This window comes from Methylocapsa polymorpha (genome assembly GCF_045689225.1).
Classification (GTDB): Bacteria; Pseudomonadota; Alphaproteobacteria; order Rhizobiales; family Beijerinckiaceae; genus Methylocapsa; species Methylocapsa polymorpha.
Map to the genome: position 1 here is coordinate 304,451 of NZ_CP136862.1, position 16,395 is coordinate 320,845.

At 62.0% G+C, this 16,395-nt stretch carries 14 protein-coding genes; 9 read left to right on the forward strand and 5 right to left on the reverse strand.

Annotated features, from left to right (window positions below; all coding sequences use genetic code 11):
* Positions 1-34 precede the first annotated feature (34 nt).
* The 3 genes from purB to RZS28_RS01585 all read left to right on the forward strand — a co-directional run bounded on the left by purB (position 35) and on the right by RZS28_RS01585 (position 2,788).
* Positions 35-1,336 carry an adenylosuccinate lyase gene (purB, locus tag RZS28_RS01575; RefSeq protein WP_407339472.1) on the forward strand — a complete coding sequence of 434 codons (1,302 nt, stop codon included), beginning with the start codon at positions 35-37 and terminating at the stop codon, positions 1,334-1,336.
* A gap of 240 nt (positions 1,337-1,576) precedes the next feature.
* Positions 1,577-2,221: a ferritin-like domain-containing protein gene (locus RZS28_RS01580; protein ID WP_407339473.1), complete on the forward strand. Its 645-nt coding sequence runs from the start codon at positions 1,577-1,579 to the stop codon at positions 2,219-2,221.
* An 18-nt stretch (positions 2,222-2,239) separates the two neighbouring features.
* The gene (locus RZS28_RS01585; RefSeq protein WP_407339474.1) at positions 2,240-2,788 is read left to right on the forward strand and encodes an RBBP9/YdeN family alpha/beta hydrolase; all 549 of its coding nucleotides are present in this window, start codon (positions 2,240-2,242) and stop codon (positions 2,786-2,788) included.
* Positions 2,789-2,815: 27 nt separating this feature from the next.
* Here the strand turns inward: RZS28_RS01585 and RZS28_RS01590 are convergent, their stop codons facing one another.
* Together RZS28_RS01590 and RZS28_RS01595 are read right to left on the reverse strand one after the other, a co-directional pair.
* Entirely contained in the window at positions 2,816-3,064 is a 249-nt protein-coding gene (locus tag RZS28_RS01590) for a hypothetical protein (protein ID WP_407339475.1), read from the reverse strand.
* A 240-nt stretch (positions 3,065-3,304) separates the two neighbouring features.
* Complete coding sequence (locus RZS28_RS01595; RefSeq protein ID WP_407339476.1) at positions 3,305-4,630, reverse strand: dihydroorotase; 1,326 nt, start codon at positions 4,628-4,630, stop codon at positions 3,305-3,307.
* Positions 4,631-4,719: 89 nt separating this feature from the next.
* Between RZS28_RS01595 and RZS28_RS01600 the strand changes: the two genes are divergently transcribed.
* The gene (locus tag RZS28_RS01600; protein ID WP_407339477.1) at positions 4,720-5,595 is read left to right on the forward strand and encodes a YgfZ/GcvT domain-containing protein; all 876 of its coding nucleotides are present in this window, start codon (positions 4,720-4,722) and stop codon (positions 5,593-5,595) included.
* Between the two features lie 28 nt (positions 5,596-5,623).
* On the opposite strand, the gene RZS28_RS01605 is transcribed toward RZS28_RS01600, so the two are convergent.
* Both RZS28_RS01605 and RZS28_RS01610 read right to left on the reverse strand, forming a co-directional pair.
* Entirely contained in the window at positions 5,624-8,047 is a 2,424-nt protein-coding gene (locus RZS28_RS01605; RefSeq protein WP_407339478.1) for a tetratricopeptide repeat protein, read from the reverse strand.
* A gap of 69 nt (positions 8,048-8,116) precedes the next feature.
* Positions 8,117-8,506, reverse strand: coding sequence for a hypothetical protein (locus tag RZS28_RS01610; RefSeq protein WP_407339479.1), 390 nt, complete (start codon positions 8,504-8,506; stop codon positions 8,117-8,119).
* A 283-nt stretch (positions 8,507-8,789) separates the two neighbouring features.
* Here RZS28_RS01610 and RZS28_RS01615 point away from each other — a divergent pair, with 283 nt between their 5' ends.
* Together RZS28_RS01615 and RZS28_RS01620 are read left to right on the forward strand one after the other, a co-directional pair.
* Positions 8,790-9,437 carry a DNA-3-methyladenine glycosylase I gene (locus RZS28_RS01615; RefSeq protein WP_407339480.1) on the forward strand — a complete coding sequence of 216 codons (648 nt, stop codon included), beginning with the start codon at positions 8,790-8,792 and terminating at the stop codon, positions 9,435-9,437.
* 155 nt (positions 9,438-9,592) lie between these two features.
* Complete coding sequence (locus RZS28_RS01620) at positions 9,593-9,934, forward strand: DUF5335 domain-containing protein (RefSeq protein ID WP_407339481.1); 342 nt, start codon at positions 9,593-9,595, stop codon at positions 9,932-9,934.
* A gap of 65 nt (positions 9,935-9,999) precedes the next feature.
* Here the strand turns inward: RZS28_RS01620 and RZS28_RS01625 are convergent, their stop codons facing one another.
* Positions 10,000-11,724, reverse strand: coding sequence for an ATP-binding protein (locus tag RZS28_RS01625; protein ID WP_407339482.1), 1,725 nt, complete (start codon positions 11,722-11,724; stop codon positions 10,000-10,002).
* Positions 11,725-12,054: 330 nt separating this feature from the next.
* On the opposite strand from RZS28_RS01625, the gene RZS28_RS01630 reads away from it, so the two are divergent.
* The 3 genes from RZS28_RS01630 to RZS28_RS01640 all read left to right on the forward strand — a co-directional run bounded on the left by RZS28_RS01630 (position 12,055) and on the right by RZS28_RS01640 (position 16,319).
* Positions 12,055-12,681 carry a phosphohydrolase gene (locus RZS28_RS01630; RefSeq protein ID WP_407339483.1) on the forward strand — a complete coding sequence of 209 codons (627 nt, stop codon included), beginning with the start codon at positions 12,055-12,057 and terminating at the stop codon, positions 12,679-12,681.
* A gap of 193 nt (positions 12,682-12,874) precedes the next feature.
* A complete protein-coding gene (locus RZS28_RS01635) occupies positions 12,875-13,387 on the forward strand; it encodes a tyrosine phosphatase family protein (RefSeq protein WP_407339484.1) in 513 nt (170 codons plus the stop codon).
* A gap of 118 nt (positions 13,388-13,505) precedes the next feature.
* Complete coding sequence (locus RZS28_RS01640) at positions 13,506-16,319, forward strand: DUF2339 domain-containing protein (protein WP_407339485.1); 2,814 nt, start codon at positions 13,506-13,508, stop codon at positions 16,317-16,319.
* Positions 16,320-16,395: the final 76 nt, after the last annotated feature.

The following is a 16,395-nucleotide window of genomic DNA, read 5'->3' on the forward strand; positions in this document are numbered from 1 at the left end:
CCTCGCCCCATCTTCCCTCCCACGAGCCCGCCTCATGATCCCGCGTTACGCCCGCCCCGAAATGACCGCCGTCTGGGAGGCGCAAACGCGGTTTCGCATCTGGTTCGAGATCGAGGCCTACGCTTGCGACGCTTTGGCGGAGATCGGCGTCATCCCAAAGGAATCGGCGAAGGCGATCTGGGAAAAGGCGGGCCATGTTACCTTCGACGTCGCGCGGATCGACGAGATCGAGAAGGTCACGAAGCATGACGTCATCGCTTTCCTGACTCATCTCGCCGAATTCATCGGCCCCGACTCGCGCTTCGTTCACCAGGGCATGACCTCCTCCGACGTGCTCGACACATGTTTCGCGGTGCAGCTCTCCCGCGCGTCCGACATTCTCATCGCCGATATAGACGCCTTGCTCGCGGCGCTAAAACGCCGCGCCTTCGAGCACAAGCTGACCCCGACCATCGGCCGCTCGCATGGCATTCATGCGGAGCCCGTGACCTTCGGGCTCAAGCTCGCCCAGGCCTATGCGGAATTTTCCCGCGCCCGCGAACGCCTCGTCAATGCCCGGAAAGAGATCGCAACCTGCGCGATCTCGGGCGCCGTCGGCACCTACGCCAATATCGACCCGCGCGTGGAAGCGCATGTGGCGGAAAAGCTCGGCCTTTCCGTCGAGCCGGCCTCGACCCAGATCATCCCCCGCGACCGCCATGCGATGTTTTTCGCGACGCTAGGCGTCATCGCCTCCTCGATGGAGCGGCTCGCGACCGAGATCAGGCATTTGCAGCGCACCGAAGTGCTCGAGGCGGAAGAGTTTTTCAGCGAGGGCCAAAAAGGCTCCTCCGCCATGCCGCATAAGCGCAATCCCGTCCTCACCGAAAACATAACCGGGCTCGCCCGCCTCGTGCGCGGCATGGCGCTGCCGGCGATGGAGAATGTCGCGCTTTGGCATGAGCGCGACATTTCGCATTCCTCGGTCGAGCGGATGATCGGACCTGACGCCACGATCACGCTGGATTTCGCGCTCGCCCGCCTCGCCAATGTGATCGACAAGCTCATTATCTATCCGGCCAATATGGAGAAAAATCTGGACCGGCTCGGCGGCCTCATTCATTCGCAGCGGGTGCTGCTCGCCCTGACCCAGAAAGGCGTCAGCCGCGAGGACGCCTACGCTTTCGTCCAGCGCAACGCCATGCCGGTCTGGCGCGGCGAAGGCGATTTCCTGACGCTTTTGAAAAACGACAAGGACGTGAGCAAGGCCTTGACCGGCGAAGAGCTCGAAGAGCTTTTCGACCTCGGCTATCACTTGAAGAATGTGGATGTCATCTTCAAGCGCGTGTTCGGCTGAGGCTATGAACAGATCCCGTTAGCGGGGAAAGAGCTGATGCGTTAAGTTGATCCTCCTGCTCCAAAGGCGCCCGCAAGAGGATTGAGCCATGGACCACGATCAGCTAGCCGTCCTCCCGATTATCTGGTGGTTTCTTGGCGTCCTCGCGTTCATCATCATGTTGAAATCACGATGACGCGTATTCGAGATAACGCTTAAAAATCAAGGCGCTCTTGAGCGCAGCACGGAAAGAGACCTTATATGCACGCACAAGATCGCATTGGGAATTCGATTGCCGCCATCGTCGCGGACCCGATCCTTCATGCAAAATGGCTGAATACTTTTTCGTTCCTGGAATATGTCGGCTTTCGCAAGATCGTGAAGAGCCAAAGGGCCGAGGCCCTGTCCGCCGCAGTCTTGAACCACGCCCTCGAGGAGGGCCGGCATGCGCTCGGCCTCAAGAAGCTCGCGGTCAAGCTGGGCGGTCTCAGCTTCGATTCCTACGCGCCCGAAACTATGCTCTGCGGCGAGGAGGCCGAGGCCTATTTTCAGGAGCTCGACGGCGCCTGCGACGAGGCCTTCTCCGCTCTGCCAGAGGCGGAGCGCGCCAAGCTCGTCTATTGCTATGTGACCTGGCTCATCGAGCGCCGCGCGCTCGATGTTTACGGCGTCTATAAGCAAGCGCTCGGGGCTTCGGAAATCGCCCGCAAGCTCGACGGCCTTCTCGCCGAGGAAATTAGGCATCTCGCCGAGGTCGAAGCCTGGCTCCAGGCCGGCGACCCTGGCTTTCCGACGCGGTCGAAAGAGTTCGAGGCGGTCGAGGCCAGGCTCTACGACACTTTTGTCGAGGCGCTCGCGCGCGATCTGGCGCAGCGCAAGCCGCTGGCGGCGCCGGTCCCGGCCTGAGCCGCGAGGCCTTACGCCATGCGCACGTCCGAGGCAGAAATCCTCGTCATACCCGGGCTCGGCGGTTCGGGACCTGATCATTGGCAGAGCCGCTGGGAGGCCAAGCTGCCGACGGCGCGCCTCGTCGCGCAAGCCAACTGGAACAGGCCGGAGCTCGAAGCCTGGCGCAACCGCATCGTCGAAGAGACGAAGCGCGCGGCGCGGCCGGCGATCCTTGTCGCCCACAGTCTCGGCGCGCTGGCGGTCGCCCATGCGGCGCCATTGCTTGGAGAAAAGGTGAAAGGCGCCTTTCTCGTCGCGCCGCCTTCCGCCAAGGTTCTAGCCGGCCTCGATACGGTCGATCCCGCCTTCGCCGCTCATGAGATTGAGCGGCTCCCCTTCCCGGCCATCGTGATCGCCAGCCGCGACGACCCTTTCGCGCCTTACGACGAGAGCGAGGCCCTTGCATTCGCCTTGGGCGCGGAGTTGGTCGACGCCGGCCTTTCCGGCCATATCAACAGCGAAAGCGGCCATGGCCCCTGGCCCGAGGGACTGATGCGCTTCGCCGGATTCTTGAAGACGCTGTAAGCCGCGGCCACCACCGCCGAGAAACGCTCAGCGTCGCATGACGGGCGGGACAACCGGCTCAACCCAATAGTCTGGCAAGGGCTCGACCGGCGGGTCAATCAGGATCTCCGTCGCCTCGCCGAAATATGGGCCGTCAATTGGCGGATAATAGGGCCTGAGCGAGCCATCCGGCAGGACTCGGCTGTTGGTGATTGGCACATATCCGCCCGCTCCATCGGGAACGATGCCCGGCGTCGGCGCGATCATCATACAGAAAAAGAAGAAACATGGAGGCATGGTCTTGCTCCCCGTTGGAGTCACCATGCGAAATCGCGACCGGAGGCCATCGGTTCCATTCCGATTTCAATGAGGCTTCAAAATCAAAATCCACACCGAGCGCGCATCGCGGCAAGCTGGAGCCATCGGCGGTGGAGGGTGGGGGCGGTTTGCGCGAATGCGGCGCGAGCCCATGAAAGATACATTTTTTGCGCGAACCGTTGTCCCCACGCTCTACACGCGCTCTACATTCTACAATCCCTACAAGGCTTGGCCGAAGCGCACCGGTTGGCCCTGACCCGAAGTTGCAAGCTCGCCTTCCCACATGACGCGCCTGCCGCGAATGAGCGCGCCAACCGGCCAGCCGACAATCTCTTTCCCATCATAAGGCGTCCAGCCGCAGCGCGAGGCGATCCAGCTATTCTCGATCGTCTTGCGCCGCTTCATGTCGACAATGGTCAGATCGGCGTCATAGCCGACCGCGATCCGCCCCTTGCCGACTATGCCGAAGAGCCGCGCCGGCCCTGCGCTTGTCAGATCGACAAAGCGCGCGAGCGTCAGCCGCCCCGCGTTCACATGATCGAGCATGACCGGAACCAGCGTCTGCACGCCGGTCATGCCGGACGGGCTTTGCGGATAGGGCTTGGCTTTCTCTTCGAGCGTATGCGGGGCGTGATCCGAGCCCAGAATATCGGCTATGCTTTGCGCGACTCCATACCAGAGCCGGTCGCGATGACGGGCGTCGCGGATCGGCGGGTTCATCTGCAATTTGGTCCCGAGCCGCGCATAATCCTCGGCGCTGAAGGTCAGATGATGGCTGGTGACCTCAACGCTCGCGATATCCTTGTGGGCTGAAAGAAAATTAATCTCTTCCGCGGTCGAGACATGAAGAACATGGACCAGCGCGCGCTGCTCCCGCGCGATGCGCAGAAGGCGCTCGGTCGATTTCAACGCCGCGATCTCGTCGCGCCAGACCGGATGCGAGGAGGGATCATTGGCGACGCGCAAAGCCTTGCGCTCGTTTAGGCGAAATTCATCCTCGCAATGGAAGGCCGCCCGCCTGCGCGTCTTTGCGAGGATTGCGGCGACGCCTGCATCCTCCTCGACGAGGAGAGAGCCGGTCGAGGAGCCCATGAAAACCTTGATTCCCGCCGCGCCCGGAAGGCGTTCGATCTCAGGAATGTCGCGCGGATTCTCAGTCGTGCCGCCGACCCAGAAGGCGAAATCGCAGTGCATTCGGTTTGTCGCCCGCGCGACTTTGTCGGCGAGCGCCTCGGCGTTCGTGGTCAGCGGGTTTGTGTTCGGCATTTCAAAAACCGCCGTGACGCCGCCGAGAACGGCCGCGCGCGAGCCGGTCTCCAGATCTTCCTTGTGGGTGAGGCCTGGCTCGCGGAAATGCACTTGCGTATCGATGACGCCGGGCAGGATCGTGAGGCCCGAGGCGTCGATCGCCTCGCCTGCGCTTGCGCGGGAAAGATCGCCGATTTCGGCGATTTTCTCGCCGATTATCCCAATGTCGCGAGCGCTCTCGCCATTGTGATCGACCACGACGCCGCCTTTCAGGACGAGATCAAAACTTCGCGGCATTGGCCCATCCATTGCTTGAGAGAAGAGTCTTGCGCCCGGAGACGGGCGGATTAATACAGGTCGGTCGGGCGAAAAGTCGAGGACTCCGGATGGCAAACAGCGTCTTTCTCAGCGATCGCGGCGTCATTGAGGTGGCGGGAGCGGATGCGACGGCGTTCCTGCACAAGCTCATCACCAATAGCGTGCTGAACATCCCTGCCGGGGAAAGCCGCTATTCCGGCCTTCTGACGCCGCAGGGCAAGCTGATCTTCGATTTCTTCGTCGTTCCTCTGCCCGAGGGGGCGGAGGCCGGCTATTATTTCGACTGCCCGCGCGAGCAAACCGCTGACCTCGCAAAGCGCGTGACCTTCCACAAGATGCGGGCCAAGATCACGATCGCGGATCGGTCCGATGTGCTTGGCGTCGCCGCGATTTGGGGCGGCGATGCGCCGGCCGGGATCGAAGGCGTCGTCACGCGCGACATGCGCGCCCCGGACATGGGGCTCCGCGTCATTGGGCCGCGTGCGAGCCTCAGCGGTCTCGGAACCGCGAATGAGGCCGCCTATGAGGCGCATCGCGTGGCGCAAGGCGTGCCGAAAGGCGGCGTCGATTTCACCTATGGCGACACTTTCATCCACGACGTCAACTTAGATTACCTGCATGGCGTCGATTTCAAGAAAGGCTGCTATGTCGGCCAGGAGGTCGTCGCTCGCGTTCATTTCCGCAATTCGGCGCGCAAGCGCATCGTGAAGGTTCATTTCAATGGCCCGACGCCGGAGCCTGGCGCGCAGATCATGGCCGGCGAAATCGCCATCGGCCAAGTCGGCTCGATCGCCGGTTCGGAAGGGCTGGCCTCCCTGCGGCTCGACAAACTTGACGACGCCAAGGCGGCGGGCGCGGCGGTAAAGGCCGGCGAGGCGGCCGTGGACGTGACGGTGCCGCCCGAATTCATCGCAACCGCCGCAGGCGTCGAGAAGCGGCTCTGAGCCGATCCGTCCCCCGCCGACTCGCGCTTCAGGATGGAGCGAGCCCCTTTTGCTCGCCGAAGAGCGCCACGATCCCGGCGATCGTGGCGTCGTCCCAAACGGGTCGTCCCGCTTGATCTTTGATCAAGGCCTGCATCTTCGAGACCTGCGCTTGCACGCCGCTGCGCGCGACCGCAATATTGGTCACGAAATCCGCAATCTCTACGTATTTTTGGAGCGCTGGGCTTGGGACGCCGCAAATCCTTTGCGCCGTCTGCAGCGCGCGCAGCATGCGCTCCATCAGCTCGGCCGGCTTCAACGCCATGGCGAGGAGCGGAAAAATACAATCATAGAGGCTCAGCATTTCCGGGTGGCAGGGACCGAAATGCGCAGTCCCATAGTCGACGGCGGCGTCCAATTCCTTGATGGCGAGCTGTACCTCATTTTGTAAAAGGTGCACGATTCCAAGGTTTCGCATCACCATCATCCGCGCCTTGTTCTCGACCTTGCGCTTGTCCTGAGCGAAGGACCAGGCTTCATTAAGCACTGTTTCCGCGCGAGGCAGGTTCCCACTGTCGATGAGCACCGTAGACAATGAGGCTCGAGCCTCTACCCGCAGACGGGGGTCATCCGCAAGCTGCACGGCTTTTTCCAGCGCCTCGATCGCCGCCGGAATGTTTCTTTGATTGTTGTGATGGTCGCCGAGAAAGGCGTTGCCTAGGTTCGTGTAGAGCTGCGCAACGAGAGGATGGTTGGGTCCGCCCGCATCGATGCCCGAACGATAGGCCTCGGCCGCTTGCGGGTAACGGCCAAGATGGAAAAGGCAGCGTCCGAGCGCATTGAAAAGCTCCGGACGCCACCATGCGGGGAAAGCCGGACGCCGCAAAATCTCTTCGGCGAACTCCAAGCCATATTCGTAATTGCCGGTTTCGATCGAGGCGACCGCGCGCTGCGCGGCGAAGGCTCCGAGCGCCGCGGAGGATAGTTTGTCGATGAAAGGCAAGATGAATCCAGTCAAGGCCAGCCAATGCCCCATGGAGACGCCGATTTCCCATATGGTTTGGACGCCCTGGTCCGGCGTCATCTCGCCCGAACTCAATCTGGCTTGAAACTCTTTCGTCTCCTGATCCGCGACATGGGCGAGCCAGACTGAGCTTACATGCGTAGGATCGCCATGGGCGAAATCCTGCTTCGCGCGGATCAAGGTTTCCCGCACCGCGTCGCCCGCCCGCAGCCGCGCGCGCTCCACGATCGCGAGTTGCTCCTCCATCGTGTCCGACGAGCCGGGAATCTCTACAAGGAGGAAAGCCTCGCCGATGAGATCGGGGCGAATCGGGGCGACGCCTTGCGAGCCGGCCGACCGCGGCAAGATGTCGGCGAGCATGGCCACAATCTCCTTTGCAGGGACCGAGCCGTTCCCATAGCCGCCGGCCGACCGCTCCGCCTCGACGATCTGCTTCGCCTGCGCGAGGTCGGCGCCGCCCTGAATCGTCACGCAGCCGACCAAATGCGTCGCAAAGCGCGCCTCTACGCCGCGATTCGAGGCTATGCGTTCGACGCGCTTCGATTCTGCATAGGCGATGCGCCGCGCCAGCTCGTCGCGACTGCGGGCGATGGCGAAAGACGCGCCTTCGACGACGCTGACGACGCCGGCCATGACGAGATAGAGCGGCTCATTGTCAATCGTATCGTCGGCGAGCCGCTGATCGAAGGCGGGATCCGAACCGAGCGGCGGCGGTTTTGGCGCAGGCTCTATGTTCCGAAGTTTTGCGGCGATGCGCATCACTTCGGACAGCAAGTCGTGACGGTCTTGAATACCCACCAGGCCGGCCAACTCCACTGGGCTCTGCGGCGAGGTCAAATCGCTCGGATTGCGGCCTGAAAGGTCGCCCGGACGCATGAGATCCACCCACCATCCGGCCGAGGCGGGATCTGCATATCGCTCCAACAGCAGGATCCGAAGGGGCGGCGCGCCCTCGCCTGGGATGCGCCGCGCCAGAACCTCCAACCAATCCCGCAAAATGCGGCTCGATGCGGCGGCGTTGTCCACGACAGCCAAAGTCGGCTTCGCCCATTTCCATTCCGCGAGATTCTGCGCCGCATAGAAGCGGCGAAGTTCATCTTCGCGCGCGAAACCGGCGATCCACTCCTTGGCGTTCGCACGTTCGCATAATTCGATCGCCAGGCGCGTCTTGCCGGTTCCGGCTGCGCCCGTCAGGCAGCGCACCGAAATCGGCAAGGGCTCGTTCAACCAGCTTGTCAGCGCGTCCAAATCCGCCGCGCGACCGACGAATTCCGTCGCCCGGAGATCGGTGAGCAGAAGGTCGATCTCCTTGCGCGGCGCATCATGCAGCTTGCGCAAATGGCGCTGATCGAGCGTAAGCTTGGCTGATCCGGCATAGACCGTGACGGTATTATTGTCGCCGTCGATCTGAACGCCGATTGCGCTTTCGCCAAGGCTTTGAACCGGCACTTCCCCCTCCCCTGGCCCGCTCGCGCCTAATGGCCAGGTGCGGCTATGCGCGAGAAAGCGATGCGAACCTCACGTTATGGATATGGAGTTTTGGTCTCCCACCGCCTGAGCCGCCTTGGAATTGTCGCCGACGGTTTGCGTGGCGCTGACGCCCGCATCGGGCTTTGCTGGAATGAGCGCCTGAAGGTCCGCAAGCAATCCGGGATTTTCGTCGAGAAACTTCGCGAGCTGCTTGCGCAAATCCGCCTGGTTGTCGGCCGATGACGGATCTTTCTCCAGATCGTCAAGCGCCTCTTTGGCGCGGCCGGTCAGCTTGTCACGGAGCCAGCCGAGAAGCTTGATGGTCGCCCCCGCCCCTTCCTCGCCGAGCTTCTTTGCGCCCCCTTTCAGGGCTTCCTGCAAATATGTTGCGAGATATGGAACAGCTATGCTCGCCGCTCCGAGCGCCAATTCGTTCATTTTGAAACCTCCCCGAACTTATCTCGTCCCGCGTTGGCGGATCGTTTTTGCGCGCCTTCACGTTGGAGCCGCGCCACGTAATCACCAGCTATGCAATATAATGGCTCCGAGCTTGGAATGACGTCCGGACCAAATCCTAGTTTCAACATGCGGCGTCTGGCCGCTGCTCGCCGCCTGATTGCAGCGCCTGCGTAATTTTCGTCGCCTTCGCCGCAAAAAATTTGCGAAAGCAAAACCTGTTGAATTGTACGATGGTTCGCCTTCGTCGTAAATCGAAGACGTGATGACACAGATCGCTCCCACCCCTCACGACGGCAAGGCCCGCTGCCATTGGCCCGGCGCCGATCCCCTCTATATCGCCTATCACGACGAGGAATGGGGCGTGCCCGAGCGGGATGACCGGGCGCTTTATGAGAAGCTGATCCTCGACGGCTTTCAGGCCGGGCTATCCTGGATCGCCATCCTGCGAAGGCGCGAAGGTTTTCGCGCCGCCTTCGACCAATTCGATCCCGAAAAGATCGCGCGCTATGAGTCCGCGAAGGTCGAGGCCTTGATGCAGAACGCCGGCATCATCCGCAACCGCGCCAAGATCGAAAGCGCGGTGCGCTCCGCCCGCGCATGGCTCAAAATTCAAGAAGGCGAGGGTTTTTCGAATTACCTTTGGAATTTCTTCGACGGCCAGACCATCCAAAACGCCTATCGCGAAGCGAGCAAGATTCCGGCGCAGACCCCGCTCTCGGCCAAGATCGCCAAGGACTTGAAGCAAAAGGGCTTCAATTTCTGCGGTCCAACCATTGTCTACGCCTTCTGCCAGGCGACCGGCATGGTGAACGACCATCTCGTGAGCTGCTGGCGGCATGAGGCCTGCGCCAACCTCGATCACGCCGTCGCGCCTCTGTCATCACGGAAACAAGGTAAGGGTTCAGCTTAAGAAACTAGCTTGCCGAACCAGGCGACATTCGGCTGACATGCGCGTTACCTGTTCAAGCTTTCCATCCAGGCGCCCGCGGAAGCGTCGCTCTGCATGGGGCGCGACGGGTCGAGAGCCGGCGACAAGCGATCCAGAACCTAACCACGGAGGCTATCATGACGGTCAGAAAGCTCGATAAGGCGGTTTGGCGTCCATATCTCGACCATCTTTCAAAAACGCTCACTGGCTACCAGGCGGAAATCGAAGCGTCGTCGCTCGCTCTCGGAAATCAAGCGCAAACCGAATGGCTGCCCTTGATCGGCCTAGTCTATGACCCGAAGGACGACATTGTCGAGGTGGCTCTCCAGGGCCTGGACCATATGATCCAAAAGCCTCGCGACATCTACGTCGAGGATGCGGACGGGCTGTTGGCGAGCGTCGAAATTGTTGATGGCGAGGGCGTCAAGCAGATTGTGAAGCTCAAAGAACCATTACTGCTGCCGCCCCACCAGCCGTGACGGCGCGGAGCGCCTCAGCGGCAAGGCGACTCCCCCGTTGGCGGTAGCTTAACTTCATGCGAGCTTTACTCTGCCGCCTCCGCCAAGTTCGCAGAAAATTCCGGCGCCAGATCAAGGCCGCGGAAGACGGAGCAACGGACGAACACCTCCGCCGTCGGAGCCACGCTCTTCTGGTTGCAGAATTTGGCGGTGAGCTTGGTCAGCCCCTTGATGTCGCGGCCGGTCGCAGCCGGGAACATGTGAACGAGGTCATCCTTCAACTTTTCCGCGACCGGCAGCTGGAACTGCTGCGTCATCACTTCCCAGATCCGCCGCCGCGCCTCGGGCGTCGGCGGGTTGAACTTGATCATGGCGATGCAACGCGACACGATGGCTTCGTCGATGTCGTCCACCCTGTTGGTGGTCATGAACAAGAGACCGTTGAAATATTCGAGAACGCGAAGGAAGACGCCGACGACGGCGTTGGTCGCGATATTGTCGTCGCGCTTCTTGATATAGACGTCGGCCTCGTCGATCAGCATGACCGCGCCCCAGCGCTGCGCCCGCGTCAGCACGTCCTTCAACGCCTGCTCCATCTGGGCGACATTCAGCCCGAGCTGGCCAGAATGAACCCGATAGAGCGGCCGCCGGATGATCTCGGAATAGACTTCCGCGGTCAGCGTCTTGCCGACGCCTGCGGGCCCGGCGCAGAGAACTGTCGTGCCGCCGGACTTGCCGGCGACGATATCGTCCATGAGGACATCCATTTCCGCCGTCAGAATGTCGATGAGGTCGGTCTGCTCCTGCGGCAGAACCAGCTTGTCCTTCAAATGCGGCTGGTATTCGTAGAGCTGCATGTCATCCACATGCACCCAGATATAATGGTGCAGATCGAGATGGAACATCAGGATATAGGCGTGAACGGGCAATTGCGTGAAGAGACCCTTCGGAATCTCCTTTTGCGACTCCTCGACCTCGTCCTCAGCGTTATAGCGATCGCTTTTCTTGGCCTTCTTCAGATATTGGCCGAGAACGTCGCCCGTCGCATCCATGGTCAGCGTGCGCGCGGTCAGGATCCCCTCGTCATTGACGAGGCGCGCCGGTCCGCCGCTGGTCGAGAGGACCACCACATCCTTGCGCGTCCAATCCGTATCGCGATGCGTCGAATTCGGATCGTCGGCGTAAAAGCCGGTGCCCTGGGCGGAGAATTGGGCGCCATATTGCGAGCGCCAATCGAAATAGATCTCGACCGTTCTGTCATATTCGGCGATGAGCTCGGGCGTCTCCTTCAAGAAACCTTTTGAGGCGAGGATCTCGCCGACCGTTCTGCCGATGATGTCGGTCGAAGCGATGCGCAGGACCTGGGTTGTGACCGAGCCCTTCACATTGGCCTTCAATTCAAGAAAGATCTTGCCGGCCGAGTCCTCGGCGGGAGGGGTGAAGTCGAGCCTCGTCAGGACATAAGGCAACGGTCGATTGGTGACATTGGCGGTGAAGAGCCAGCCCCTTATTCCGTCTTGCGCAAGATAGCGGGCGATGGCGGGCACGACATTTTCGAGATCCTCGGCGGCGAAGCGTTCCCCGCCGCTCGAAAGCGCCTTTTGCAGCGTCGAGAGATGCGCCGCCTTGGTCTGGAAATCCGGACCGGCCTTCTCGTAGAGGCCATGCAGGAACGATAGTTCGGAAGTCGACAATTGATGGAAAGGCACCTCGACCCGATTGCCGAAGCGCAGCTGCTCCTTCAGCGGCGCGAGATTCGGGAACTCGGCGACCATGGCTTCGATATGGGATCGATCGATCTGAAGGTTCATCTCTAAAGTCTCTCCAATCCGAATGATCTGCTTCAAAGCCGGCGGGGCGCCCAGGCGGAATCGCATCCGGCCGCGCCAGTCGCCATATCCTTAAGCAATCGCTGTGCCGCTCGCGGCGCATTCGCTATATATTCGTTGAACATAGTAAGGTTTGCGGACGGTGCCTAAAGGCGCGCCAGGAGCGCATCGCCAAAGCCAGGTTTCTCCGCGCGCGGAAATGCGCTAGAAATCCGAAATGGCTCCAGAGATTTTGTCCTGCAGCGGGCGGACCGCAGGCGCGGCGCGCGCCTTGCGCGATCAGCCGCGCAGGTTTTCGGCCGCAAAGCCCATATGAGCGAACAGCGGGCCTGGGTTCGGCTTTTCTCCGGCAAGCGGCTCGATCTCCTTGATCCGACGCCCTTCGATTGGGAAGACAGCGATCTGGCGATCGGCCTCGCCCGCACCTATCGCTGGGGCGGACATTCAGCCTGGGCTCTGCCGCTCTCAGTTGCGCAGCATTCGCTCCTGGTTCTGGCCTTGCGCCGGCTTTGGCTCCCCGCTGTCAAGGACGCCAAGGCGGAGCTTCGGGAATTGCTGCATGACGCCGATGAAGGCCTGCTCGGCTTCGATTGCATTTCGGTCGTGAAGCCTTTCCTCGGCGAAGCCTTCCGCGCTCTCACAATGAAATTGGAAAACGCCGTCGCCTTGCGCTATGGACTAGCGCCTTGGTCGCCCGAGGATTGGAAGGCGCATAAGAGAGCCGATCGCGTCGCCGCCGCCTCCGAGGCCGTCCATGTCGTCGGATGGACGAAGAAGGAGGTCCGCTATACTTTAGGCATCCCTTACGAGCCTCTGGCGGCGGATCCTTTGCGCGAGATCTACCAGGGGACCGCTTGGGAGCCTTGGGCGCCGACGCTCGCCGCCGACCGTTTCTTGGCCGAGCTTGAGCGTTTGAGCGGCAAAGCTGGTCAAAAATAGCGGCGGAAACCCGGCCGGACGCCATCCAATTTGTCATGAAAGGCGAATATGAAGCGGCTCAACGCCAATGCGAATCGAATGGCGAAATGACGCCGTTCCGCCTTTGGCTCGGATGCGGCCGCAATCCGGTCCGCACGGCTCATCATCCTGACGCTGCAATCCGCCGAGGCGTCACGCATCGAGGGGTTGGTTGATGTCGAACATCCATGTCTGCTCGCTCGCGAAAGTTCCGGAGACGCTCCGCTCGACCGGGGCGCGGACTCTCGTCACCCTGATCAATTGGGAAACCGAGGTCACACGACCGCCTGAAATCGCCCCAGAGCGGCATCTTCATGTCGCCGTTTCCGACATTATCGAGGAGGTCGAAGGCCATATTCTCCCCTCCGATAGCCATGTCAGCGAATTGCTCGCTTTCGTGCGGGAATGGGATCGGGCGGACCCGCTGCTGATCCATTGCTGGGCGGGGATCAGCCGCTCGACCGCGGCCGCCTTTATCACCGCCTGCGCCCTGAGCCCCGAAAGCGACGAGCGCGAGATCGCGCAAGCGATTCGGCAAAAATCGCCGACGGCGACGCCCAATGCCCGGCTTGTCGCCGTCGCCGACGCCATGCTCGGGCGCGGCGGGCGAATGGCCGACGCGGTCCGGCAGATCGGTCGCGGCTACGAGTGCGATGAAGGCGTCCCCTTCGCGCTGGATTTGCGCTGAAATCAGATCGATCCACAGTGATCATCGCCAGGGCGCGGCCGCGCGGCTTGATGCCCGGCGAAGACTTCGCATAATAGCCGAATCGCCAGCGCGGACTGGCCAGCGCGGCGAGATCTTTATGGCTGAAACGCTTTATGGTCTCCTGGCTCTGTCGGCCTTCGGCCTGTTTATAGCCGCCTTGCTGCTTGGCCCGATCGGGTTTTTTCGGGCGGGCGACCTGCACAAGCGCCTCGCCTTCGCTGAACGGCGCATTTTAGAGCTGCAGGGTCAGATTTCGGATCTTCGGGCGCAATTGCGCCTAGGCGCGCAGCCGCCCCCGGTTCCCCGTCGAGACGTGGAAAACTTGGACGCCCAACTCGGCGAAACGAGGACGAGCGCTCCGCTCGCTCCTGCGCCCGCCGAGCCTCCGCCTCGCGCCGAACCCGAGATCACTTTGCCCTTAGGCCAATCCGCCGAGGCCGCTGCTTCGGCCGAAGGTCTCGCGGCGTCAGATGCCGAACCGCCTCCCGCGCCGGCGGAGCCGCCGCGAATAAGACCATCGCGTTCCTTGGAGGAAGCGCTCGGGGCGCAATGGACGGTTTGGGTCGGCGGCGTCGCCCTCGCGCTCGGGGCGCTTCTTCTCGTGCGTTATTCGATCGACCAGGGGTGGTTCGGCGCGGCGGCCCGGATAGCGGCGGGCCTGCTCTTTGCGGCGGCTCTGGCGATCGCGGGCGAATATCTGCGCCGCAAGGAGACCGCGCTTTCGCAGATTCCGGCTGTCCTGACCGCCGCAGGCACGGTGTCGGCCTTCGGCTCGATTTATGCCGCGCATGCCCTTTACGGATTTATCGGTCCAGCCTTCGCCTTCATCGCTCTGGGCGCGACGGGCCTCGCCTGCATGGCGGCCGCCGCCTTGCACGGTCCCGCGCTTGCCGGGCTTGGCCTCGTCGGCGCGCTCACGGCGCCGCTTCTGGTCGATTCGTCCGAGCCGAGCGTCTGGCCGCTCGTCATCTATGTGACGATCGTGACCGCCTGCTCCTACGGCTTGGCGCGGGTGAAATTCTGGCTTTGGCTCGCCGTGACCACGGCTATCGGCGGCCTGCTTTGGGGCCTCGCCCTCCTCGTTCAAGGCGCGAGCCAGGATCAGCCGATTTTCCATGCGACGCTTGTCTTTACCGTCGCTCAGACATTCATGGCGGCGCTGCTCTTCGCAATCGACCGGAATGCGTCGGTCGCCGACCAAGACGCCAGAATAGACCGGCTGCCCGTCTACGTTCTTTCGGCCTTCGGCGTCCTCATGCTGATGGCGCTGAGCGACAGCACGGACGCCGGACATTTCGGCCTCGCCTGGGGGATAGCCGCGAGCGCGAGCGTTGCGATCCTGGCGGCCTCAGGCTGCCTCGCCGCGCCCGCCGCAGGCCTGACCCTTGTTGCAGGCGCCACGGTCGTCGCGGTCATGGCGATCTGGCCGGAAGAGGCCGGAGAAGCTCTCCCAGATCCGTCCGACCTTTTCTTAATCTGGCCAAAGCCACGAGAGGTTGGCGGCTTCTCCGTTTTCGCCTTAGCGACCTCTTTTGGCGCGGCGGCGCTTGCGGGCGCTCGTCTCTTGCGTGGGCCAAAGCTGCCCGGCCGCATCGCCGCGCTTTACGCCGGCGCGGCATCTCTGACGCCGCTCGCGGCGCTTGGAATCGCCTATTTGCGACTGTCGCATGGCGATCTCAATTGGCCCTTCGCAGCCTATGCCGGGGGACTTGCCCTGGTCTTCACGTTCGTCGCCACGCTCGTTTCGAACCGCCTCGAATCCGAACCCTTTGAGGTTCTCCGCCTCAGCCTCGGCGCCTATGCTTCGGCGGCGCTCGCGGCTCTTGCGCTAGGCCTCGTCTTCGCGCTCGATCGAGGCGTGCTCACGATCGCCTTGGCTTTGGCGGCCTTGAGCGCCGCCTTCGTCGACCGACGCCTCGACATACAAGCTTTGCGCTGGTGCGTCGCAGGCCTCGGCCTCGTCGTCGCCGCAAGGCTCGCGTGGGAGCCGCGCATCGTGAGCGGGAATCTTGGCGCGACCCCTATCTTCAACTGGCTCCTTTGGGGCTATGGCGTTCCCGCGCTGGCGTTTAGTCTCGCTGGGCAATTGCTCAGACGAAAGGCCGTCGATGCGCCGGCCCTTGCGGCGCAGGCCTTGTCGATCCTTTTTTCAGCCTTTCTCGTCTTTTTCGAAATTCGTCACTGGATCAATGGCGGCGATCCCTACGCGCGCGGCTCCGGCTTGGTTGAACAGGGGCTTTTCGCAACCGCCGCCTTCGGCTTTTCGATTGTCCTGACCCGGTTCGACGCGACGCGGACGAATATCGTCCTGCGCTTCGCCTCGCTCGGCTTTGGCGTCCTCTCCTTTGGCTTCGCCTTTTTCGGGCTTCTGCTGTTCAAAAATCCGGTTTTCAGCGGCGAGGCCGTGGAAGGGGGAGCGGTCTTCAATGTGATGCCGCTCGCCTATGGCGTCCCGGCCGTCCTGGCCGCCGTTCTCGCGAGGGCCGCCCAAGGCGTGAGACCCAATTGGTATCGGAACTGCGCTGAACTCGCGGCCTTCAGCTTGATTTTCGTTCTCGCCAATCTGGAGATAAGGCGCATCTTTCAAGGACCCGACATAAGCTTTTTCGCGGATGACGGCTCCGCCAGTTTCAGACCCGCGAGCGATTCGGAGCTCTACAGCTATTCCGCCCTCTGGCTCATATTCGGCCTCGTCGCGCTCGGTTACGGACTCTGGCAAGGGTCGGTCAAGGCGCGAATCGCCTCGGCCGCGCTCATCGTCGCAACCGTTCTCAAGGTATTTCTGTTCGATCTTTCCAGCCTCGAAGGGGCGTTGCGGGCGCTCTCCTTCATCGGCCTAGGCCTTGCTCTCCTTGGCATAGGCCTCGTCTATCAAAAGTTCATCTTTGCGCGCAGGACCGCGCCGACATGATATAGGATCATCCCTTCGCGCGCCGCATAGGCTTCGGCCAACTGCGAAACGGATTCGGATCAAGGACATCGAACGG